The 21,960-nt window shown below is 65.9% G+C and carries 27 protein-coding genes and 1 pseudogene; 18 read left to right on the forward strand and 10 right to left on the reverse strand.

Features of this window, described 5'->3' with window-relative positions:
- The first annotated feature begins 19 nt into the window (after positions 1 to 19).
- From BJ6T_RS27420 to BJ6T_RS27480, 14 genes and pseudogenes are all read left to right on the forward strand, one after another.
- On the forward strand, positions 20 to 955 hold the full coding sequence (locus BJ6T_RS27420; protein WP_014495784.1) for a peptidylprolyl isomerase: 936 nt from the start codon (positions 20 to 22) through the stop codon (positions 953 to 955).
- On the forward strand, positions 955 to 1,989 hold the full coding sequence (pdxA, locus tag BJ6T_RS27425; RefSeq protein ID WP_014495785.1) for a 4-hydroxythreonine-4-phosphate dehydrogenase PdxA: 1,035 nt from the start codon (positions 955 to 957) through the stop codon (positions 1,987 to 1,989). Before BJ6T_RS27420 ends, pdxA begins: the two co-directional genes overlap by 1 nt.
- A complete protein-coding gene (rsmA, locus tag BJ6T_RS27430) occupies positions 1,989 to 2,846 on the forward strand; it encodes a 16S rRNA (adenine(1518)-N(6)/adenine(1519)-N(6))-dimethyltransferase RsmA (protein ID WP_014495786.1) in 858 nt (285 codons plus the stop codon). Before pdxA ends, rsmA begins: the two co-directional genes overlap by 1 nt.
- A 22-nt stretch (positions 2,847 to 2,868) precedes the next feature.
- Entirely contained in the window at positions 2,869 to 3,927 is a 1,059-nt protein-coding gene (locus tag BJ6T_RS27435; RefSeq protein WP_014495787.1) for an alcohol dehydrogenase, read from the forward strand.
- A 168-nt stretch (positions 3,928 to 4,095) separates the two neighbouring features.
- A pseudogene (locus BJ6T_RS27440) lies at positions 4,096 to 4,256 on the forward strand (Flp family type IVb pilin).
- A gap of 70 nt (positions 4,257 to 4,326) precedes the next feature.
- On the forward strand, positions 4,327 to 4,563 hold the full coding sequence (locus tag BJ6T_RS27445; protein ID WP_014495789.1) for a hypothetical protein: 237 nt from the start codon (positions 4,327 to 4,329) through the stop codon (positions 4,561 to 4,563).
- A gap of 242 nt (positions 4,564 to 4,805) precedes the next feature.
- Complete coding sequence (locus BJ6T_RS27450; RefSeq protein WP_014495790.1) at positions 4,806 to 5,516, forward strand: Crp/Fnr family transcriptional regulator; 711 nt, start codon at positions 4,806 to 4,808, stop codon at positions 5,514 to 5,516.
- A gap of 48 nt (positions 5,517 to 5,564) precedes the next feature.
- On the forward strand, positions 5,565 to 5,780 hold the full coding sequence (locus BJ6T_RS27455; protein ID WP_028169584.1) for a DUF6894 family protein: 216 nt from the start codon (positions 5,565 to 5,567) through the stop codon (positions 5,778 to 5,780).
- A gap of 105 nt (positions 5,781 to 5,885) precedes the next feature.
- Entirely contained in the window at positions 5,886 to 6,077 is a 192-nt protein-coding gene (locus tag BJ6T_RS27460) for a hypothetical protein (RefSeq protein WP_014495792.1), read from the forward strand.
- A 36-nt stretch (positions 6,078 to 6,113) separates the two neighbouring features.
- Entirely contained in the window at positions 6,114 to 6,290 is a 177-nt protein-coding gene (locus BJ6T_RS47495) for a hypothetical protein (protein WP_014495793.1), read from the forward strand.
- Between the two features lie 61 nt (positions 6,291 to 6,351).
- The gene (locus tag BJ6T_RS27465) at positions 6,352 to 6,573 is read left to right on the forward strand and encodes a hypothetical protein (RefSeq protein ID WP_014495794.1); all 222 of its coding nucleotides are present in this window, start codon (positions 6,352 to 6,354) and stop codon (positions 6,571 to 6,573) included.
- A 178-nt stretch (positions 6,574 to 6,751) separates the two neighbouring features.
- Entirely contained in the window at positions 6,752 to 8,092 is a 1,341-nt protein-coding gene (locus BJ6T_RS27470; RefSeq protein WP_014495795.1) for a caspase family protein, read from the forward strand.
- A gap of 28 nt (positions 8,093 to 8,120) precedes the next feature.
- A complete protein-coding gene (locus tag BJ6T_RS27475; protein WP_014495796.1) occupies positions 8,121 to 8,636 on the forward strand; it encodes a hypothetical protein in 516 nt (171 codons plus the stop codon).
- A 130-nt stretch (positions 8,637 to 8,766) separates the two neighbouring features.
- Positions 8,767 to 9,936, forward strand: a complete 1,170-nt coding sequence (locus tag BJ6T_RS27480) for a hypothetical protein (protein ID WP_347336780.1) — start codon at positions 8,767 to 8,769, stop codon at positions 9,934 to 9,936.
- A 51-nt stretch (positions 9,937 to 9,987) separates the two neighbouring features.
- Here the strand turns inward: BJ6T_RS27480 and gmk are convergent, their stop codons facing one another.
- From gmk to BJ6T_RS27525, 9 genes are all read right to left on the reverse strand, one after another.
- Positions 9,988 to 10,647 carry a guanylate kinase gene (gmk, locus tag BJ6T_RS27485; RefSeq protein WP_014495798.1) on the reverse strand — a complete coding sequence of 220 codons (660 nt, stop codon included), beginning with the start codon at positions 10,645 to 10,647 and terminating at the stop codon, positions 9,988 to 9,990.
- A gap of 3 nt (positions 10,648 to 10,650) precedes the next feature.
- Positions 10,651 to 11,538 (reverse strand): YicC/YloC family endoribonuclease, encoded by an 888-nt coding sequence (locus BJ6T_RS27490; protein WP_014495799.1) that lies wholly within the window; start codon positions 11,536 to 11,538, stop codon positions 10,651 to 10,653.
- A 115-nt stretch (positions 11,539 to 11,653) separates the two neighbouring features.
- Positions 11,654 to 12,931 carry an endolytic transglycosylase MltG gene (mltG, locus tag BJ6T_RS27495; RefSeq protein WP_014495800.1) on the reverse strand — a complete coding sequence of 426 codons (1,278 nt, stop codon included), beginning with the start codon at positions 12,929 to 12,931 and terminating at the stop codon, positions 11,654 to 11,656.
- A 126-nt stretch (positions 12,932 to 13,057) separates the two neighbouring features.
- On the reverse strand, positions 13,058 to 14,323 hold the full coding sequence (fabF, locus tag BJ6T_RS27500; RefSeq protein WP_014495801.1) for a beta-ketoacyl-ACP synthase II: 1,266 nt from the start codon (positions 14,321 to 14,323) through the stop codon (positions 13,058 to 13,060).
- 108 nt (positions 14,324 to 14,431) lie between these two features.
- The gene (locus BJ6T_RS27505) at positions 14,432 to 14,671 is read right to left on the reverse strand and encodes an acyl carrier protein (RefSeq protein WP_008130699.1); all 240 of its coding nucleotides are present in this window, start codon (positions 14,669 to 14,671) and stop codon (positions 14,432 to 14,434) included.
- 306 nt (positions 14,672 to 14,977) lie between these two features.
- On the reverse strand, positions 14,978 to 15,715 hold the full coding sequence (fabG, locus tag BJ6T_RS27510; protein ID WP_014495802.1) for a 3-oxoacyl-[acyl-carrier-protein] reductase: 738 nt from the start codon (positions 15,713 to 15,715) through the stop codon (positions 14,978 to 14,980).
- A gap of 12 nt (positions 15,716 to 15,727) precedes the next feature.
- Positions 15,728 to 16,687, reverse strand: coding sequence for an ACP S-malonyltransferase (fabD, locus tag BJ6T_RS27515; RefSeq protein ID WP_014495803.1), 960 nt, complete (start codon positions 16,685 to 16,687; stop codon positions 15,728 to 15,730).
- Between the two features lie 172 nt (positions 16,688 to 16,859).
- On the reverse strand, positions 16,860 to 17,885 hold the full coding sequence (locus BJ6T_RS27520; protein WP_014495804.1) for a fatty acid desaturase family protein: 1,026 nt from the start codon (positions 17,883 to 17,885) through the stop codon (positions 16,860 to 16,862).
- 3 nt (positions 17,886 to 17,888) lie between these two features.
- On the reverse strand, positions 17,889 to 18,593 hold the full coding sequence (locus BJ6T_RS27525; protein WP_014495805.1) for a TetR/AcrR family transcriptional regulator C-terminal domain-containing protein: 705 nt from the start codon (positions 18,591 to 18,593) through the stop codon (positions 17,889 to 17,891).
- Between the two features lie 345 nt (positions 18,594 to 18,938).
- Between BJ6T_RS27525 and rpsF the strand changes: the two genes are divergently transcribed.
- From rpsF to rplI, 4 genes are all read left to right on the forward strand, one after another.
- Positions 18,939 to 19,445: a 30S ribosomal protein S6 gene (rpsF, locus tag BJ6T_RS27530; protein WP_014495806.1), complete on the forward strand. Its 507-nt coding sequence runs from the start codon at positions 18,939 to 18,941 to the stop codon at positions 19,443 to 19,445.
- Between the two features lie 5 nt (positions 19,446 to 19,450).
- Positions 19,451 to 19,690, forward strand: coding sequence for a 30S ribosomal protein S18 (gene rpsR, locus BJ6T_RS27535; protein WP_007592020.1), 240 nt, complete (start codon positions 19,451 to 19,453; stop codon positions 19,688 to 19,690).
- 127 nt (positions 19,691 to 19,817) lie between these two features.
- On the forward strand, positions 19,818 to 20,795 hold the full coding sequence (locus BJ6T_RS27540; RefSeq protein WP_014495807.1) for a YybS family protein: 978 nt from the start codon (positions 19,818 to 19,820) through the stop codon (positions 20,793 to 20,795).
- Positions 20,796 to 20,843: 48 nt separating this feature from the next.
- Entirely contained in the window at positions 20,844 to 21,446 is a 603-nt protein-coding gene (rplI, locus tag BJ6T_RS27545) for a 50S ribosomal protein L9 (protein ID WP_014495808.1), read from the forward strand.
- Positions 21,447 to 21,482: 36 nt separating this feature from the next.
- Here the strand turns inward: rplI and BJ6T_RS27550 are convergent, their stop codons facing one another.
- Positions 21,483 to 21,950 carry a PaaI family thioesterase gene (locus tag BJ6T_RS27550; protein WP_014495809.1) on the reverse strand — a complete coding sequence of 156 codons (468 nt, stop codon included), beginning with the start codon at positions 21,948 to 21,950 and terminating at the stop codon, positions 21,483 to 21,485.
- Positions 21,951 to 21,960: the final 10 nt, after the last annotated feature.

A 21,960-nucleotide genomic window follows, 5' to 3' on the forward strand; every position in this document is an offset into this window, starting at 1 on the left:
TGACATGCGAGCGATAATCATGACGACCCAATTGCCTGTTTTTCGCCTCCTCCTCGCCATCGGTGCCGGGCTCGTCCTGACCGGCCTGCCCGCGCCGTCGCGCGCGCAGAACATCGTCGTGATGGTCAACGGCGATCCGATCACCGATTTCGACATCGAGCAGCGCTCCAAGCTCGACCAGCTGACGACACAGAAGACCCCGAGCCGGCAGGATGTCATCAACTCGCTGATCGACGACAAGGTGAAGCTCAAGGAAGGCAAGAAGTACGGCGTCGACCCCGGCATCTCCGACATCAACCAGTCCTACGAGGCCATGGCGCAGCGCATGCGCATCTCGCCGGAGCAGCTCACCAAGTCGCTCGAGGTCAAGGGCGTCCGTCCCGAGACATTGAAGGGCCGCATGAAGTCCGAAATGGTCTGGACCAGCCTCGTGCGCGGCCGCTTCAAGGAGAAGCTGATGGTCGGCGAGCGCGACGTCGCGCAGGCCGTGCAGGCCCAGACCGGCGACAAGCTCCAGATCGAGGGCACCGAATACAAGATGCAGCCGATCGTGCTGATCGTGCCGCGCGGCTCGTCCCAGGCGTTCCTGGAGACGCGGCAGAAGGAAGCCGAGAGCTATCGCTCGCGCGTCGGAAGCTGCGAGGAAGCCAATTCGCTGTTCCGCTCGACGCCGAACGCCACCATCCGCGACACCGTTACCAAGACCACCGCGGACCTGCCCGAGGCGCTTCGCAAGGTGCTCGACGACACCCAGATCGGCCACATGACCGCGCCGGAGGTCACCAAGGCGGGGATCGAGATGGTCGTGCTGTGCTCGCGCAAGCCGACCACGATCGACACGCCGAAAAAGCGCGAGGTCCGCGAGAAGATGTATTCGGAGAAATACGAGAAGACCCAGAAGGCCTATCTCGATGATCTCCGGAAAGCGGCGATGATCGAATATCGCAACCGCTGATGGCCAACTTCGCCGTAGAACCTTCCATCAAGCCTTCGAAGCCTCTCGCCCTGACCCTGGGAGAGCCCGCCGGCATCGGCCCCGACATCACGATCGCAGCCTGGCTCAGACGCCGCGAACTGAACCTGCCCGCCTTCTATCTGCTCGGCGACGAGGCCTTCGTCGCCCGCCGCGCCAAGGCCCTCGGCGCCGACATCCGGATTGCCTCGGTAGGCGCCGGCGAGGCCGCAGCCGCCTTCTCCGAGGCCCTTCCCGTCGTCGCAACGGGCGAGAGTGCGACAGCCGAGCCCGGCAAGCCCGATGACGCGAGCGCGCCGGCCGCGCTCGCGTCGATCCGGCGGGCGGTCACCGATGTCCGTGAAGGCCGCGCCAGCGCCGTCGTCACCAACCCGATTGCCAAGAGCGTGCTCTACCGCTCAGGCTTCCGCCATCCCGGCCACACCGAATACCTCGCCGAGCTTGCCGCGGAGAACGGCCGCGTGCCGCAGCCGGTGATGATGCTGTGGTCGCCGCGGCTCGCCGTGGTGCCCGTGACCATCCACGTCTCCTTGCGCGATGCGCTGGCCCAGCTCACCAGCGAGCTGATTGTCTCGACCGTGCGCATCGTCGCGACCGAGCTGAAATCCCGCTTCGGCGTCGAAAGGCCGCGCATCGCGATCTCCGGCCTCAATCCGCATGCCGGAGAGGACGGCTCGCTCGGCCACGAGGAGCAGACCGTGATTGCGCCGGCGCTCAAAGTTCTGCGCAAGGACGGCATCGAGGCCAGGGGCCCGCTGCCCGCCGACACCATGTTCCACGAGGCGGCGCGCGCGACCTATGACTGCGCCGTCTGCATGTACCACGACCAGGCGCTGATCCCGATCAAGACGGTCGCCTTCGACGACGCGGTCAATGTCACGCTCGGCCTGCCCTTCATCCGCACCTCGCCCGATCACGGCACCGCCTTCGACATCGCCGGCACGGCCAAGGCCAATCCGGCAAGCCTGATCGCTGCGCTCAAGCTCGCAAGCCGCATGGCGGCTGCACAAAGCTGATGAGCGCGATCGACGACCTCCCGCCGCTTCGCGAGGTCATTCGCCAGCACGCGCTGTCGGCACGCAAATCGCTGGGGCAGAACTTCCTGCTCGACCTCAATCTCACCGCGCGCATTGCGCGTGCGGCCGCGCCGCTCGAGGACTCCACCATCGTCGAGATCGGCCCCGGCCCGGGCGGGTTGACCCGCGCGTTGCTCGCGCTCGGCGCCAAACGCGTCATCGCGATCGAGCATGACGAGCGCGCGATCCCTGCCTTGCAGGATATTTCCGCGCGTTACCCTGATAGGCTCGAGATCGTGCATGGCGATGCCATGACCTTCGACCCGCGTCCGCTGCTCAATGGCGAAAGAGCAAAGATCGTCGCGAACCTGCCTTACAACATCGCGACCCAGCTGCTGATCGGCTGGCTCACGACCGCCCCCTGGCCGCCCTGGTACGACATGATGGTCCTGATGTTCCAGCGCGAGGTCGGCGAGCGGATCGTGGCACGCGAGGACGAGGAGGCCTATGGCCGCCTCGGCGTGCTCGCCAACTGGCGCTGCGAGACGAAGATCCTGTTCGACATTTCGCCCTCCGCCTTCGTGCCGCCGCCGAAGGTCACCTCCTCCGTCGTGCGGCTGGTGCCGCGCGCAGAGCCGCTGCCTTGCGATCGCAAGCTGCTCGAACAGGTCGCAGCCGCCGCTTTCGGGCAGCGCCGAAAAATGCTGCGGCAAAGCCTGAAATCACTTCAAGCGGATCCCGCTCGCCTTGCCGCGGCCGCAGGTGTCGATGCGACGCGCCGTGCCGAGACCATTCCGATATCAGGCTTTGTTGCCATGGCACGTGAATTGGCGGATATACGAAAGCAAGCTGGATAACAGGAATTTCGGAGGAAGGAATATGGCGTTGATGCGTCGGCAGTCCCTGGTCAAGTTCGATGCGCCCTTGTGCGAGACCATCGTCGACACGCCGAAGCCGAAGGGCGCCGAGGTGCTGGTACGCATCGAGCGCTGCGGCCTCTGCCATTCCGACCTGCACATCCAGGACGGCTATGCCGATCTCGGCGGCGGCAAGAAGCTCGACACCACGCGCGGCATGACTCTGCCGTTCACGCTCGGCCACGAGATCGCGGGCGTGGTCGACGAAGTCGGCCCTGACGTGCCGGCGAACCTTGTCGGAGCGAAGAAGGCGGTGTTTCCATGGATCGGCTGCGGCCAGTGCCGCGACTGCGCCAATGGTGACGAGAACCTTTGCGCGAAGCAGCGCTTCCTCGGCGTCTCCATCGACGGCGGATTTGCCACCCACGTGCTGGTGCCCGACGCGAAGTACCTGCTCGACTACGATCCCCTGCCCGTCAACCAGGCCGCCACCCTGATGTGCTCCGGCGTGACCGCCTATGGCGCGCTCAAGCGCCTGGTCGACCGCCCGCGCCAGCGCAATCTGCTGCTGATCGGGCTGGGCGGCGTCGGCATGATGGGCCTGTCGTTTGCGCAGGCCATGTTCAAGCAGCCGATCACGGTCGCCGATCTCTCGCCGGCCGCGCGTGAGAGCGCGCTGAAGAACGGCGCAGCCGGCGCCTACGATCCGGCCGAGCCCGACGTGATCAAGCGCATCCTGAAAGAGACCGAGGGCGGTTTCGACGAGGTGGTCGACTTCGCCGGCAACGAGAAGTCGATGGCGTTTGCGGTGGCCGTCGCCGCCCGCGGCGGCAAGATCGTGGTGTCCGGCCTGATGGGCGGCCAGTTCACGCTGCCGATGGTGCAATGGGTCTACAAGCGCATGACCATCGAAGGCTTCATGGTCGGCACGCTCACCGAGGCCCAGGAACTGATGGCGCTCGCCCGCGCCGGCAAGATCAAGCCGACGCCGATGCGCGAGGAGCCGATGGGCGACGTCCAGAAATGGATCGACGAGTTGCGCGCCGGCAAGGTCGTCGGCCGCATCGTGCTGAAAAACTGACGCGCAGGAAAATCTGGACAGGCTTGGCGGCGGGACGAGGTCTCGCCGCCGCGTTTTCCTCCGCCGAATTAACCCGGAATTGACGCAAGGCCCGGTTCCAAATAGGGGAACCGGCACGTCGCGAACTAGAGTCCTCGCCAGCTTTCTCTTTGGAATTCTGGTGAGGCCATGCAGACCATCCGCCGCTTCCTGGCCGATGAAACCGGCGCCACTGCGATCGAGTACGGCCTGATCGCAGCCGGCATCGCGCTCGCGATCATCGCCGTGGTCAACAATCTCGGCTCGACATTGAGTTGAAGTTCGGCTCGATCAGCACCTCGCTGAAGTAGCGCCAAACCTGCGCGCGCTGAAGGCACGTCGCCGCGCGGAACGGCTGCGGCCACACCGCGTTGGCAGCGCATGTCCATTCGTTGCACTGTCGAAAGCGCATTCTTCATCGCCTGGAGCTTCCTGGAGCAGAGCGGCGAGCTCGGACCTCCGGACGAGACCGCGAACACCATTCTGGATGCCATCGAAGCGCAGCTCAGGACCGGTGAGCGGCGGCAGTTGATGCTCGCCAACAAGGCGATCGGTGCCTACCGCAAGCAGGTGGCCCAAGGCCGTCTCCTGGCCGAACGCCAGATCCGTCTCGGATAAGAGCCCGCGGCGCCCCACAAGCGCTGGCTCATTTGGAAATTCCGTAGTTCTCCGGATGAGAACAAAGTTCGCAGCGTGTCCTGCGGGCAACGCCGGACGGCGCGACGCCTCGCTGCCGCGAACTTTTCGGTTTCCCGCAAACACTTGTGTTCACTTTGGAACTGTCGGTTCCTGCGCGGAAACGTAGGGTTTTTCCCAGAGACGCCGATTCCCGGCCAACGAAGAGCCCAGAGACAAGAAGCGTGACCGGCCGGCCCAGGAACGATCTGCTGCGAAGGCTCAGCGCCGAGGATTTCGAGCTGCTCGCGCCGCACCTGCAATCGGTCGAGGTCGCCGCCAACCACGTTCTGCATCACGCCGGCGACGGCATCTCCGTCGTCCACTTCCCCTGCGGCCCTGCGTTCGTGTCGTTCGCGGTGCCGGTTGAGGATGACCGCGAGGTCGAAAGTCTCCTGGTGGGCCGCGAGGGCGGGGTCGGTCTTTCCGCAGGCCGCAGCCCGTCGCTGGCCTTTTCCCGCGTCGTCGTGAAGGTCGGCGGCACGCTGGTTCGCCTGCCGCTGCGCGCGCTCGAGCAGGCGCAGCAGCGATCGCCCGGCATGCATGAGATCTTTTCGCGCTACGCAGCCTGCCAGTTCGCACAGCTGCTCCAGACAGCGGCCTGCAACGCGGCGCATTCGATCGAGCAACGCGCGGCGAAATGGATCATCGCGGCCCGGGAGCATATCGGCAGCGACGAAATCCGCCTCACCCATGAGCAGCTCGCCGGCATGCTCGGCGTCTCCCGCAGCTATGCCAGCCGTGTCATCCAGACCTTCAAGGCCAGGCGCATCCTCGCGACCCGCCGCGGTGCCATCCTGATTCTCGATGCGCCGGCACTCGAGACAAGCGCCTGCACCTGCAACGGCGCGGTGAAGAAGCACTTTCGCGAAGTGCTGGGACGCGCGGCGGGCTAGAACGATCCGCGCAGCCGGAACATATTGGCGCGGCCCGCATTGCCCGACATGGCGCGGTACTTCTTTCATTTCGAGGGCCAGCAACCTCACACCGACACGACCGGTGAAGCGCTCCTCGACGACGATGCCGCCTGGCGCGAAGCTGTCCGCCTCTCCCGCGATGTCGAGCATGCGCTGCGCCCCGGCGACAGCTGGACGCTCAGCGTGTTTGACGGAAGCGAGCCTGTCTTCGTGCTTGCAATGGTGACACGGCGGTTTCGCTGACAGCCCTTCCCGCGCCTCCGCACCGATCATAGCAGACCGCCAGTTGGAACGCCGCGAATGTCCCGCGCGTTGGCATCTCGTGAGGCAACGACGGAGTCAAAGCCCATGACGAAGCCGCTGACGAAAACGGTCACGCCTGTTCCCGAGGAGAACCAGAGCCACAAGGGTCCCGGCAGCGCGCCTTCAATTCCGCTCGACACCACCAGGGGCCATCGCGACGACGAGAAGCAGAACATTCGCGAGCAGGCCGAGCACGGCAACATCACCCAGAACACCACGAACAGGCGCATGGGATAGTCAGGACCAGGGGGATCGAAGAGAGGAGACACGAACTTGGTCGATCTCGGCAAATGGTACGATCCGATATCCGAGCGCTGGATCGCACCGCGTGAACCACGACTGGAGGAAAAATCCTCTCCTGCAAGCGAGAACCACGTCCTTGAGCTGCAGCGGACCATCGAAGTCCAGCGCATCTGGCGCGCACTGGTCGACTGCTGCGCCCGCGACTGATGGCCTTGCGCGCACGCCGCGGCGGATCAACCCGCCGTCGGCCGCGCCGTTGTAACCCCGCATGAACGATCCCGCATCATCCGCAAGGCCCGCCGCAACCGCGATACGCTATCTGTCGATCATCGTCGGCTGCGCCGGCCTGCTGCTGGCCGCAATCTGCATCGCCATCGCCTGCCAGGTCTTCATCCAGACCGGCGTGTTCGCGCAGTCCTACGCGATGGTGGGACTGATCAGCACTGCGCTGGGGTGTCTGGCGCTGACGCTGGCGCGGGTGTGGAAGTAAACACCGATCCATCCCTCGTCATTCCGGCGTGCGTGCGTGGCCCGGGGTGGATGCCCATGACGGCCTGTAACGCTGCCATGCGATTGCCCCGCACAGAATGTCGCACCGCTTTTCGCCGGGGCGCCGGGCTGGTAGATTGGCGTCATTGCCTTGAAGAGTTTTCGCTTTGGGGGTTTTCATGCGCGCGAGGATTTTCAATCGCGTCGTGGGGCTGGCGGCGCTGGCCGCAGCCCTGCTTGTCGCCGGGGTGGCCTCGGCCGAGAAGCGCATTGCGCTGGTCGTCGGCAACTCCGCCTACAAGAACATCACCCCGCTCGACAATCCGTCCAAGGACGCGAGCCTGATGGCGGAGACGCTTGGCGCGCTCGGCTTCACGCTGGTCGGCGGGCGCGCCCAGCTCGATCTCGACAAGGGCGCGATGGACATCGCGGTGCAGAGCTTTGGCCGGCAGGTCCAGGGCGCCGATGTCGCGCTGTTTTATTATGCCGGCCACGGCGTGCAGGTCGCCGGCTCCAACTATCTCGTGCCTGTCGGCGCCAATCCGACGCGCGAGGCCGATGTCGATTTCCAGATGACCGACGTCAACCTCGTGCTGCGGCAGATGCAGGGATCGGGCACGCGCCTCAACCTCGTGATCCTGGACGCCTGCCGCAACAACCCGTTTGGCTCGCGCGGCCTGCGATCCTCCGACGGCGGCCTTGCGCAGATGCGCGCGCCGGAGGGCACGCTGATCTCCTACGCGACGCAGCCCGGCAACGTCGCGCAGGACGGCAGCGACGGCCACAGCCCCTACACCAAGGCGCTGGCGGCGACGGTCAGGACCGCGGGCCTCGACGTGTTCCAGACTTTCAACCAGGTCGGCCTCGCCGTGAAGCGCGCCACATCAGGCGCGCAGCAGCCCTGGGTGTCGTCCTCGCCGATCGACGGCACCTTCTATTTCGTGCCGCCGACGCAAAGCCCGCCGCCGCAGGTCGCGGCGATGCAGCCCGATCCGCTGCCGGCGGACCGGCTGCGCGCCGATCCCGATCGCGTGCCGCTGCGCGATGCCGCGCTGCTGAGCGAATTGAGCGAGCGGCTCTACGAGCTCAATTTCGATCCTGACACGCCCGATGGACTGACCCGTGCGATCACCAAGCTCCAGCAGAGGATCTCGATGGCGCCGACGGGCGAAGCAACCGAAGGCCTGCTGCTGCGGATGCGCAAGATGGAGGATCTGAAGCCGTGGGGCTCGATCGTGTACGGGCCCGATAGCAGCAAATGGGGCATATCGTGGAACCACGCCTCGCGGCGCGCGGCGGTGGCGGATGCGCGCGGCAATTGCGCCGGCGCCAAATGTCCGATCGAGCTCTCCTTCTACGGCAACCGCTGCGGCGCGTTCGCGATATCAGATAAATCCTGGTCGCTGGTCCAGCGCGACAGCATCCAGCACGCCAGGGATGCCGCGCTTGACGAATGCGGCAAGGCTGGCAAAGCTTGCCGCATTATCGGATCCGTCTGCGCCGACGGCTCCGGCCGCTGATACCTTTTTCATTTCGGATTGTTTGCTCATGCCCAATGCCGTCGTCCGCACGATCACCCTTGCGTCCCTCCTCAACCTCGCCCTCGCCTCGTCGTCCGCCTTCTCGTCCGCCTTCGCGCAGTCCGGCAGCGCCGGCGGCTCGATCGGCAACGACGAAAAGTCGTTGTCCGGCTCGCGCCAGGATACCTCCTCAGGCCGTTCGGCCGAACCGGCCTCGCCCTCGCGCCGGAGCAAGCCGGCGACCGAGGAACGCTCGTCGCCTCGGCGAAGCGGAGGTGGAGGTGGAGGTGGCTTCGACGGTGCCTGGGCGGTCGTCAGCGTTGGTTGCGGCGGCAGCACGAGCGGCGCTGTCGTCGTGAGCTCGGGCAAGATCATCGGCGAAGGCGTTCGCGGAACTGTCAGCCAGAGCGGCTCGGTCAGTACGTTCGGCCAGGGCCAGGGCGTGACCTTTACCAGCACGGGCCGGCTCTCAGGCCGCAGTGGTTCCGGAACGTGGCGCCGCTCCGACGGCTGCGGCGGAACCTGGAGTTCGGCGAAGCAATAGCCCTCGAAAACGCCTGAATTCGCGGCGGAACGAACGCCGCGCAGGCCCGATTCAAGCCACATCCTCTCCGGATTTGCGGCTCATTGCCACCCAAGTCTTTCATGACAAAGGGAAGGTAAAGAGTTGCGTCATGCGTAATCGGGAGACCAGGATGGGCAACCGCACCGCGAAGTTCGTATCTGCGCTTGTCGGCAGCATCATCGCCGGCGCCCCACTGGCCGCCGTGTCGCAGAATGCGCCGGAGGCAACGAGCACAGCAAATGCCGCCAGCGACTGCCTCGCCTCGCCGAAGGGCGTCGCGCCGCAGGGGCAGCATTGGTACTATCGCCTGGAGCGCGGGACCAAGCGGCAATGCTGGTATCTGCGCGCCGAAGGCGGCAAGGACAGCGCCAAGGCCGTGCGGACCGCGCAGGCTGCGCCCGATGTACCGACGGCAGATTCAGCAGCGCCGCAGCTGCACCCGGTGCAGGACGCACGCGCCGAATATCTGACATCGCAGGGCAATGCCGCGCCGGCGACACCGAATGCGCCTGCGCCAGCGAAACCGGCGCCGATGCAACAAGCTCCGACTCCCTCCGCCGACAGCAACGCGCCGCAGCCCGCGGTCGCCACGCGCTGGCCCGATGCCTCCGACGCGGCTACGTCGCCTGAGCCGCAAGCTGCGCCCGCTCCTGTCGCCTCGCCCGCACCGCCGAGCGCGAAGCCGTCAAAATCCCCTGCCCCGGTCGCGCTTGCCGCGGCAGATGCAACCACCGAAAAAGCGACCGGCTCGCTCCAGACGCTGCTGCTCGTGATCGGTGGCGCGCTGGCGCTCGCCGGCCTCCTCGCCAGCATCATCTATCGCTTTGCGGGCCGACGACGCGTCCGCATCCAGGCCGCTGACCATCGTCGCGTCAACTGGGACAATCGGGAGCCGCACGACGACGGCCGCGCACCCTGGCTCCAGGCGACGCCGGCCGCGGCGTCGCGTGCGCAGCAGCCGCGCCCGGTGGATTTCGATGCCGCCCGTCCCCAGGCGGCCGCACGTCCCCAGGCCACCCGGCTCGAAGCCACCCAGCGCGAAGCCGCGCAGCCCAAGGCCGCGCAGCTCAAGGCGATCGATCGCGCGATCGATGCCGTCGATCAGCGGGCGCCCCAGGCCCGCCACGAGGTCGCAGAGCTCGACGAGGCCAACATGTTCAACGGAGAGTTCGAGATCGAGGCATCGGCACCCCGGCTCGCGGCCCCGACATCAATGGCAAGGAGTCGGCCAATCGCGATGACGATCTGCAGATCGAGGACGCCGTCGACGTCGACGTGATCACGGCGATGCTGGAACGGCTGGCGCAGGAAGGACCGCGCCTCTCCAAGCCTAACCTTGAAGCTGGCCTTGCAAACCTCGTACGAAACCAACGAGGCCAGTCCGCCGCTCGCGCTTGAGGCGTTCGGCCTTCAGGATCGACTGCACCTCGGCGAACGCCTCGTCGACCGCGTGGTTGATGACGATGTAGTCGTACTCGGCCCAGTGGCTCATCTCGTGGCTGGCGCGGCTCATGCGCTTGCGGATCACCTCGTCGGAATCCTGCGCGCGCGAATGCAGCCGCTTCTCGAGATCGGCGGCCGAGGGCGGTAAAATGAACACGCTGACGACGTCCGCGCGCGCCTTCTCGCGGAGCTGCTGGGTGCCCTGCCAGTCGATGTCGAACAGCACGTCCTGCCCGGCCGACAGCGCCGCCTCGACCGGCGCACGCGGCGTGCCGTAGCTGTTGTCGAACACCGTCGCCCATTCCAGCAGTTCGTCGCCCTTCACCATCGCGTCGAACCTGGCCTTGTCGACGAACAGATAGTCGCGGCCATCAACCTCGCCGGGCCGCATCGCCCGCGTGGTCGCGGAGACCGACATCCGCAGGCCGGTCATGCGCTCGATCAGCAGACGCGACAGCGTCGTCTTGCCCGCGCCCGACGGCGAGGACAGCACGAACATCAATCCACGCCGCTCGACACCGTCAGTTCCGTGACCGCCCGCCGTCATCGATCACTCCAGATTCTGGACCTGTTCGCGGAATTGCTCGACCACGTTCTTCATGGCCAGGCCCGTATTGGTCAGCTCGATGTCGTTCGACTTCGAGCAGCAGGTGTTGACCTCGCGGTGAAACTCCTGCGCCAGGAAGTCGAGCTTGCGGCCGATCGGGCCGCCCTTGCCGATCAGCTCGCGCGCCTGCGCGATGTGGGAGGCGATGCGGTCGAGCTCCTCGCGGATGTCGGCCCTGGTGGCGATCAGGATCGCCTCCTGCATCAGGCGGTCGGAATCGAAACGGTCGGAAGTGTCGAGCAGGGTTGCGATCTGCTCGGCGAGCTTCGCCTTGATCGCCTCGGGCTTGCGGCCCGGCGCGGCTTCCGCCTTCCTGGCCAGCACCTCGACCTCGTCGACCCGCTGGGTCAGGATCTGCCCGAGCGACGTGCCCTCGCGCTTGCGCATCTCGACGAGATCGGCGAGCGCCTTGTCGAAGGCCTCCGCGGCGGCGGCACGCGCGGCTTTGTCCTCCTCCTCGTCACCCTCGGGCTCGGCGACCTCGACGACGCCCTTGATGGCGAGCAGGCCGTCGACGCTCGGCGCGACCGCGTCGACCTTGCCGGCGATCATCGCCGCGGCCTTCAGGACGGCAGTGAGCACGTCCTCATTGACGCGGACGGAGGCCGCGGCGTTGGCGCGCTTGACGTTGAGATTGGCGTAGACGGTGCCGCGCGACAGAAGCTCGCCGGCGCGCTTCTTGGCGTGCGCCTCGAGCTCGTCGAACCCCTGCGGCAACCGCACCCTGAGGTCAAAGCCCTTGGCGTTGACCGACTTCAATTCCCATTCGAACGTATACGGCCCGCTAGCGCCGTGGCTTCGGGCAAAGCCGGTCATGGACGACAGCGCCATCAGGTCAATTTCTCCGGACACACAGGATTCGCGAGGCCCATCAGGCCACGCGAATCTTAAGACTATTTTGCAGGAAAGTGGAATCTGCAAAGTCCCGCAGGCAGGTCTGCGCGAACTAGCGCTGGACCACCGGCGGCGACGGCTGCACCGCGCCCTGGCGGGCGGGCGCGGGATTGGCGGGGCGAGCGGCTGGCGGCTTTTTCTGCTGATTGGGCCGCGCCGGCGTGGTCGCCGTCGGCGGATCCGCGGCAGCGCCGGGCGCGGCACCAACCGGCGGCTGCGCATCCTCGGCCGGCTCGACCGTGTCGTTCTGGATCTGCTTCTCCATCGCGCGCAGCTTGGCGACGTTCTTCTGGTGCGCGTCGTAGGTTTCGGTGAAGGCATGCCCGCCGGTGCCGTCGGCGACGAAATAGAGGTCGCGGGTGCGGGCCGGGTTGGCGGTGGCTTCCAGCGAGGCGCGGCCGGGGTTGGAGATCGGACCGGGCGGCAGTCCCTCGATCACATAGGTGTTGTAGGGCGAAGGCTGCGTGATCTCGCTGCGCTTGATCGGGCGGCCGAGCGTACCCTTGCCGCCGACTAGGCCGTAGATGATGGTCGGATCGGACTGCAGCTTGATTTTCTGCTTGAGCCGGTTGGCGAATACGGCGGCGACACGGCTGCGCTCGTCCGGCTTGCCGGTTTCCTTCTCGACGATCGAGGCCAGCGTCACCAATTGCTCCGGCGATTTCACCGGAATGTCCTGGCTGCGGCGCTCCCAGATCTCGGCCAGCACGCGCTTGTGCGCCTGTTGCATGCGCTGGATCACCTGATCGCGCGGGGTCCCGCGCGGGAACTTGTAGGTCTCTGGCAGCAGCGTGCCTTCACGCGGCAACTCGCGGACGCTGCCGGTGAAGATGTCGTTGTCGGACAGCCGCGCCACGATCTGCTCGGAGGTCAGGCCTTCCGGGATCGTGACGGAATGCTGCACCACCTTGCCCTCGACGATGGTGGCGATGACATCGCGTAAGGAGGCGTTCTTCTGGAACGAATACTCACCCGGCTTGAGGTCCGAGCTCGCCTTCAGCGCGGCGACGCTGGCGATGAACACCCAGGGATTGACGTCGGTCACGCCTTCCCGGTTCAGCGTCTCGGCGATGTCGCGCTTGCCGGCCCGCTGCGGGATGTTGACGATCTTGTCTTCCTTCAGCGGCCCCGCCGCCTCGAGCAATTGCCGGCCGTAATAGTAGACGCCGCCGGCGCCGAGCATGGCGATCAGCAGAAGGGTGATGATGGCGTTGCCGACGATCACGAAGGGATTGCGCGCCCGGTCCGATCGCCTCGGCGGCGGCGGAACCTGTTCGGGCTCCAGCGCTGCCCGCGGACTCCGGGGCGAAATGGGCGGCCTTTCACTCATCGAAGCAACCTGAATCCTGCCGGTTCAATCGCGGCCAGGCAATCGCTTGCCGAGCCAAATGCACGCGCCCACGTCCAATGACTATCGCCGAATACGGCAAAACGGTGGATTCGTCGCAAGAACAAACTAATGAACCAGCCGCCGGACGATCACCGACGCGTTGGTACCGCCAAAACCGAAAGAATTCGACAACGCGACGTTGACCTCGCGCTTCTTCGCAATGTGCGGCACGAGATCGATCGCAGTCTCGACCGACGGATTGTCGAGATTGATGGTCGGCGGCACGACATTATCGCGAATCGCGAGAACGGCGAAGATCGCCTCGATCGCGCCGGCGGCACCGAGGAGATGGCCGGTCGAGGATTTGGTCGAGGACATCGCGACCTTGGAAGCGGCGTTGCCGAGCAGCCGCTCGACCGCACCGAGCTCGATCTCGTCGCCGAGCGGTGTCGAGGTGCCGTGGGCGTTGATGTAGTCGAGATCGGATGCCGTGAGGCTAGCGCGCTTGAGCGCTGCCGACATGCTGCGGAAGCCGCCATCGCCATCGGGCGACGGCGAGGTGATGTGATAGGCATCGCCCGAAAGACCGTAGCCGATCACCTCGGCGTAGATCCTGGCGCCGCGGCGCTGAGCGTGCTCGAGTTCTTCCAGGACGAGGACGCCGGCGCCCTCGCCCATCACGAAGCCGTCGCGGTCCTTGTCGTAGGGACGCGACGCCTTCTCGGGCGTTTCGTTGAATACGGTCGAGAGCGCGCGCGCGGCGTTGAAGCCGGCAATGCCGATGCGGCTGATCGGTGACTCGGCGCCACCGGCAACCATGACGTCGGCATCGCCCAGCGCAATCAGACGGGCGGCGTCGCCCACCGCATGTGCACCGGTCGAGCAGGCCGTGACCACCGAATGGTTCGGCCCCTTCAGGCCGTGCGCGATCGAGACGTAGCCAGAGGCAAGATTGATGAGGCGGCCCGGAATGAAGAACGGCGACACCCGGCGCGGTCCGCGCTCCTTCAGGAGGATCGCGGTTTCGGCAATGCCGGTGAGGCCGCCGATGCCGGAACCGATCATGGTGCCGGTCGCGCACTTGTCCTCTTCGGTCTCGGGATGCCAGTTGGCATCATCGAGCGCCTGGCCGGCCGCGGCCATGCCGAAGATGATGAAGTCGTCGACCTTGCGCTGGTCCTTCGGCTCCATCCAGACATCGGGATTGAACGTGTCGTTGGTGCCGTCGCCGCGCACGACGGTGCAGGCGTATTTGGTCTGAAGATCGGAGACATCGAAGCTCTCGATCCTGCGTGCGCCGCTTTCGCCGTTGAGGATGCGTTTCCAGGTCGGTTCGACGCCGCAGCCGAGCGGCGACACCATGCCGAGACCAGTGACGACAACCCGCCTCATGTTCGAAAACTCCGCATCGAAAGATTCACGGCCAATAACAAGAAACCGGCTGACCGCTGGTGAGCGGCCCGTCCGGTTTCAATGTTGTCCCCGCGAAAATGAAGAGCCTTAGCTCTTCGCGTTCTTCTCGAGAAACTTCGTGGCGTCGCCGACGGTGAGAATCGTTTCCGCGGCGTCGTCAGGAATCTCGCAACCGAATTCTTCTTCGAACGCCATCACCAGCTCGACGGTGTCCAGACTGTCGGCGCCGAGGTCGTCGATGAAGCTCGCAGCGTCGACAACCTTCTCGGGTTCAACACCAAGGTGTTCGACCACGATCTTCTTAACCCGCTCGCCAATGTCACTCATTGCATAACCTCGTGTTGTTCCCTGTAGACCCGACCCCCGGGACGATACGAGCCGTCGTGGTCGTTGACTGCCTTCGCTTACGAACTTTGATTGGCCCCATCCAAACCGATGGGAGGCCCGGCGAGACGGCCAAGGCTCCGCATCGCCAATATACAGGGTTTCAAAAACCTGCAATGGCGTTCTTTGCCCATCCGTTGAGCGTCCGGTTATCATACTTCAACTGCCTTGACTACAAGCCTCATTTCGCACCGGAAACGGCCGTTTGCCGCATTCCGCACCGCCATGTGGGCAGTGCGGAAGGAGACATCAGATCATGGCCATGCCGCCGTTGACGTGGATGGTTTGTCCCGTGACGTAGGCCGCTTCGTTCGAACTCAAGTAGACGGCGGCGGCGGCGATGTCCTCCGGCGTCCCCAGGCGCGCGGCCGGAACCTTGGCCAGAATCGTCTCGCGCTGCTTGTCGTTGAGCGCATCGGTCATCGGCGTCTTGATGAAGCCCGGCGCGATACAGTTCGCGGTCACGCCGCGCTTGGCATATTCGGCACCGAGCGTCTTGATCATGCCGATCAGGCCGGCCTTCGATGCCGTGTAGTTGCCCTGCCCGGGATTGCCGGTGACGCCGACGATCGACGTGATGGCAATGATACGTCCGAAGCGCTTGCGCATCATCAGCTTGGTCGCGGCGCGCGCCAGGCGGAAGGTCGCGGTCAGATTGATGTTGATGACCTCCTCCCAGTCCTCGTCACGGAGCTGGACGAAGAGATTGTCGCGGGTGATGCCGGCATTGGCGATGAGGATGTCGACCTGTCCCATCGCAGCTTCCGCGGCGGGCACCAGCGCCTCGACCTCGTCAGCCTTGGAGAGATTGCAGGGCAGCACATGGGTACGCTCGCCGAGCTTGCCGGCAAGCTCATCCAGCACTTCCTTGCGCGTTCCGGAAATCGCGACGGTAGCACCCTGCGCGTGCAGCGCCTGCGCGATCGCGCCGCCGATGCCGCCGGTCGCGCCGGTGACGAGCGCCTTTTTGCCAGTCAGGTCGAACATTGAAAAACTCCTTCAGGCCTGCTTCGCAGCGGCCAATGCATCCTTGGCGGCGGCAATGTCGTTGGGACCACCGACCGATACGCCGACGGCGCCGTCCGCAATGCGCTTGACGAGACCCGACAGCACCTTGCCAGCGCCGATCTCGAAGAAGCGGTTGACGCCCTGCCCTGCCATATAGGCAACCGACTCGCGCCAGCGCACCGTGCCGGTGACCTGCTCGACCAGGCGGCGACGGATCTCGTCGGGATCGCTGATGGCGCTCGCCAGCACGTTCGACACCAGCGGCGCCGCCGGCGCTTTGATCGTGACCTTCGCCAGCGCCTCCGCCATGGCGTCGGCGGCAGGCTGCATCAACTTGCAATGGAACGGTGCGGACACCGGCAGCAGCATTGCGCGCTTGGCGCCCTTGGCCTTGGCGATCTCGACGGCGCGATCGACCGCAGCCTTGTCGCCGGAGACGACCACCTGGCCGCCGCCATTGTCGTTGGCGGCCTGGCAGACCTGGCCCTGTGCCGCCTCGCCCGCGACCTCCATGGCGGCCTCGTAGTCGAGACCAAGGAGAGCAGCCATCGCACCGGCACCGACCGGCACGGCTTTTTGCATTGCGAGACCGCGGGTGCGAAGCAACCGCGCGGTATCCGAGATCGTCAGGCTGCCGGCCGCAGCCAGCGCCGAATATTCACCGAGCGAGTGGCCGGCGACGAAGGCCGCGTCCCGTCCCACGGAAAACCCGGCTTCGGCCTCCAGCACGCGGAGGGTGGCGACGGATACCGCCATCAGCGCCGGCTGGGCGTTCTCGGTAAGCTGAAGCGTTTCGGCAGGACCATCCCAGATGATCGCCGTCAGCTTCTCCCCAAGCGCGGCATCGACCTCGTCGAACACGGCGCGCGCCACCGGAAAGGCGTCGGCCAGGGCTTTGCCCATGCCAACCGCCTGGGACCCCTGCCCCGGAAATGTGAATGCTGCCGTCATCGGCGCTCCCTGCTTGTCGGGCGTGATCCCTGCGAGAACCGGCAGCCGATGACGCACGGCCTTAGGCCATGGTTCCGGATCATGCTCCAAAGGGGGCCGTAGACACTGTCCGGGGCCGGAATGTCAAGCCAAGATAGGAACTTCGCCCGGGATTCAACGGGGAACGCCGGCCCTAGAATCCACCATTGGTCTGATTGGCGTCGACCGCCGCCCCTGCCTGCGCGCGGCGCGCGCTGTTCACGAGTTGCCCCGGCCGGTCATCCCGGTCCGGCTTCGCGGTCGCCAGCCGCAGCACCGCGGCGTAGCCCGGCTGCACCTCCATGCGGTCGGCGTGCCGGCTCGCACTCAGCAGGCGATGCACCTTCGGCAGATTGTAGCAGGGCACGTAGAACAACAGATGATGCTCGAGGTGATAGTTCACGTAGTACGGCGCGATGAACAGCCGCTCGAGGAAATTCGCATGCGTGGTGCGGGTGTTGCGCAAGGGATCGCTGCTGTCGGGCACGACGGCGTGCTCGGCGATGTTGCGGATGCGGGTGATGACCATCATCCAGGTCAACAGCGGCACCAGCCATAGCAGCGGATAGGCCCACCACACGCCGGCTGCCGCGAGCGCTGCGAACATCGCGGCATTGGCGAGGCATTGCGGGCCGAGCTTCTCCCAGAAATGCGCCGCGCGCTGCCGCAACGTCCAGTCCTTCGGCCCGAGCGCATTGAGCAGTTGCGCCTTGCGCTGCTGGTAGCCGGTCTGCCCGGTGATGTCGCGAATGAACTTGCGGCGATAGCTCAGCCTGGTGATCGGAAACGGCGCCGACAGCACGAGATCGGGGTCGTCCTCCTGCTGGGTGCGCGCATGATGCTGAAGGTGGTAGCGCCGATAGCTGCGCGTCTCCGCGAAAAGAGGATAGGCGCAGAACCATTGGCTCAGGGCCAGATTGGTCTTCTCGTCAGCGGACAGGCAGCCATGCGCGCCGTCATGCATCAGGATCGCGAGCCCGAGCTGGCGCGAGCCGATGATGGCAACGGCGAGAATGTAGGTGATCGGGTTGGGCCACCACGCGACCAAGGCGATCGCTGCGACAATGAGTGCCCAGGCGTGGGCGATCAGCGCAACGCCTTTCCAGGTCACGCGCTGGCGCACGTCGGCGAGCTGGTCGTCGGTCAGGAAATCGCGGGCACGCATGCGAAGTGCGGTCATGGCCTAACCCTCCTCGTTCGAACTGCCAGATGCGTCGCGCTCGTCGACCAGACGGAGCCGTGCTGTGTCGCTGGCTGATTTCGCCTGCTCGCCGAGCACGCGCAGCATCTCGGCGCACAATTCATCCGGCGACCGGCCCATCGCGTACCCCTCGAGAATGACGCCGATGGCGACGGCCCAGAACCGCCGCGAGCTTTCGTCGGGCGCACGCAGGGAGCGCCAGCCGTGCCGCGCGACCTGGCTCGCATAGGCGCGTGCGCCTTCGCCGTGCAGGCGCTCGATGGTGCGCTCGACCAGCGGCGCAAGATCCTGGCGCCGCCGGGTCAGCGTCAGCGCCTCGGCGAAGAAGGCGACCGAATCGCTCGCCGTCACGGTCTCGGCCAGCGCACGGGTGTAGTCCCGCGGCGTGCGCGCTTTCAGCGCCGCCTGCTCCGTCGCCCGCGCCAGATACAGCAGCTCGCGGCAGGCGCATTCGACGAACAGCGCCTCCTTGGTGCGGAAGTAATAGGTGATCTGGCTCGGGAACGCGTCCGCGGCGGCGGCGATGTCGGTGATGGCCGTGCCGGACAGCCCCCGCTCCCTGAACAGCGGGCTCGCCGCATCCAGCAGCAGCGACCGCATCTTGCGGCCGGCCGAACGTGTGGCCCGTGCGGCATGCTTGGGGTCGCCAGCCGCCTCTAACGGCCCATGGACCGACTTTTCCGCCATTGGGGTCCTCCGCGTTGATTTCTTTGTATGCTATACAAACAAATAAATCAAGCTGGTACGGTTCGGGAGGACAGGTCCCGCTGCCCGCCCCGGAACCATCCGGGGGCGACAGCACGGCCTCCAACCTTGCAAAGCCGGCCAAAATCCGTATAAGCGCGCCATCCGCAGACCCCGGCCGGGAGCTGAACGGACGGTCTCAGCAAATCCTTCGTGATTTTGGTGTGGCAGGGCCAGTCGGCCCGTCGTCCCGTGTTTCCGCCTTCTGAGCTTAATCCCAGAGTCCTTTCCGAAGGCCTCTTAAGGGCTTGACGCCGGGCGATGCGCCAACATGAGGAAAGGACCATTATGGCTCTCTATGAGCATGTTTTTCTCGCGCGCCAGGATGCGAGCACGCAGCAGGTCGAAGAGCTGACTGCGCAGATGACCGGCATCGTCGAGGGTCTCGGCGGCAAGGTCACCAAGACCGAGAATTGGGGCGTTCGCTCCCTCACCTACCGCATGAACAAGAACCGCAAGGCGCACTTCGTGCTGCTCAACATCGACGCGCCGTCCGCGGCGATCGCCGAGATCGAGCGCCAGGAGCGCATCAGCGAAGACGTGATCCGCTATCTCAGCGTTCGCGTCGAGGAGCTCGAGGAAGGCCCGTCGGCGATGATGCGCAAGGCCGACCGCGACCGCGAGCGTGACGACCGTGGCGGCGGTTTCCGCGGCGATCGCGAAGGCGGCGGCTTCCGTGGCGACCGCGAAGGCGGTTTCCGTGGCGGCGATCGCGACGGTGGTGGCTTCCGCGGTGACCGCGGTCCGCGCCGTCCGCGCGACGAAGCTGAAACGACAACGCCGGATGCGGAGTAAGATCAATGGCTGAAGCTGGTGCACGCCGTCCGTTTTTCCGTCGTCGCAAGAGCTGCCCGTTCACGGGCGCGAATGCTCCGAAGATCGACTACAAGGACTCCAAGCTCTTGATGCGCTACGTCTCCGAGCGCGGCAAGATCGTGCCGAGCCGCATCACCGCGGTGTCGGCCAAGAAGCAGCGTGAGCTCGCCCGCGCCATCAAGCGCGCGCGCTTCCTGGGCCTGCTGCCCTACGTCATTCGCTAAGACGAATTCGGTCGGCGGCGACATTGCCGCCGACCGCACTTTTTGGTTTCATAAGGCTTCCGGGTCGTCCGGTCGCCGATGGTTGGGGCGAGGTGCCTCTAACCGCTCGAAGGGAGCGGGACAGCTGATGATGACTCTTGGACTGATAGCCCTGATCGCCGGCGCTGCGTCGGCCCTGATGTTCGCCTCGATCGTGTCGGGCGCGCTGATCTCGCTCGTCCTGTTCTATCTCGCACCGCTGCCCCTGATGGTCGCCTCGATCGGCTGGGGCCCGCTTTGCGCGAGCCTCGGCGGCATCGCCGCCGCGATCGGCCTCGGGGCCCTGTTCGGCCTGCCCTACTGCATCGCCTTTGCCGTCACCGTCGCGCTGCCCGCGTGGTGGCTCGGCCATCTCGTGCTGCTCAGCCGGCGGATTGGACCCGTCGCGCCGGAAGCCGCCACCGAGCCGCCGGCCGAGCCCGAGCTCGAATGGTATCCGGTCGGTCGCATCCTGCTGTGGATCGCGGGCTTCGCCGCACTGACCACGATCGCCGCCCTGCTCACGCTCGGCACCGATGCCGAGACCATCACCGGCACGCTGCGGCGCGGCTTGATGCGCCTGCTCCGCACCGCCGACCCGCAGACGTCAGGCGAAGCCGGTCAGTTCGTCGACGCCCTGGTGCTCATCGCCCCGGCCGCCGCCACCATCGTCGCGATGATGACGCTCACCCTCAATCTCTGGCTCAGCGGCAAGATAACGGCGACATCGGGCCGCCTGCTGCGTCCGTGGCCGGACATGAAGACGGCCGAGTTGCCGCCGATGACGCTGGTGACGCTCTGCATCGCGCTCGCGTTCTGCTTCACCGGCGGGTTGCTCGCGATGGTCGCGCAGATCACGACGGCGGCGCTGATGATGGGCTATGCGCTGACCGGTTTTGCCGTGCTGCATACGCTGACGCTGGCGCTGAAGAGCCGCACCTTCTGGCTCGGCTCGACCTATGCCGTCGTCGTGGTGTTCGGCTGGCCCGTCATCGCGATGGTGATCCTCGGCCTCGCGGACGCCGTGTTCGGCTTCCGCGAGCGCTTCCTGCGCAACCGCCAGCCACCGCCGCTGCCGACCTCTTAAGTTCAACCCCAAAACCCAACTCACTCAACACTTCAAAGGAGAAAGAATATGGAAGTCATTTTGCTGGAACGCGTGAGCAAGCTCGGACAGATGGGCGAAGTCGTGAAGGTTCGCGACGGCTATGCCCGCAATTTCCTGCTCAAGCGCGGCAAGGCGCTGCGCGCCACCGCCGACAACCGCGCCAAGTACGACGGCATGAAGGCCGAGCTCGAGGCTCGCAACCTCCAGTCCAAGGGCGAGGCGTCCAAGATCGCCGAGAAGATCGAGGGCAAGAACATCATCGTGATCCGTCAGGCCTCGGAAGCCGGCCAGTTGTTCGGCTCGGTCACCGTGCGTGACGTCGTCGCGGCGTTCGAAGCCGACGGCGTTTCGCTGGCCCGCCCGCAGGTGCAGCTCGACGCGCCGATCAAGACCATCGGCAAGCACACCATCACCGTCGCGGTTCACCCCGAGGTCGAGGTCGAGGTCACCGTCACGGTTGCGCGCAGCCAGGACGAAGCCGAGCGCATCAACCGCGGCGAGGACATCTCGACCCGCAACGAGGACCGCGACGCGGCCGCCGAGGCGATCGCCGCCGCCGGCGAGTTCTTCGATCCGGAAGCCCAGCACGACGACGAGCCGGCGCCGGCTGCGGACGAGACCGAGAAGTAAGACCCGCGTTCGCGCAGGTTGCGACGCCCGGCCGCCTCAGGCGGCCGGGCTTTTCGTTTTCGCGGCCACGTCCTCGCTCAGCATCGCGATCGAGGCGAGCGCAGTTGCCGTGTGCTTCTCGACACCGTCGTTGACGCAAAACACGTCGGCCGCGACCACCGAGACCTGGCGGCCGGGCTTGATCACCCTGGCCCGGCAGATCAGCTTGTCACCGACCGCCGGCGATAGCAGATTGAGCTTGTATTCCGCCGTCAAAGCCGGCTGGCCGCGCGAGGTCGCCGCTGCGATCGTCGTGGCATTGTCGACCAGGAAGGCGGTGACGCCGCCATGGAAGAATCCGTGCTGCTGAAGCAGCTCGGGCCGGCGCGCGACCGCAATCGTGCAGGTGCCGCGCGACAATTCCGAGAGCTCGGCGCCCACCAGGTTCATGAAGCCCTGACGGCCGACATTGGCATGGATGCGCTCGGCTACGGCTGCGAATTCGGGATCTGCTTCGGCTCGCATGCGGCTTCTC

Origin of the sequence: Bradyrhizobium japonicum USDA 6, assembly GCF_000284375.1 — a bacterium.
GTDB lineage: Bacteria > Pseudomonadota > Alphaproteobacteria > Rhizobiales > Xanthobacteraceae > Bradyrhizobium > Bradyrhizobium japonicum.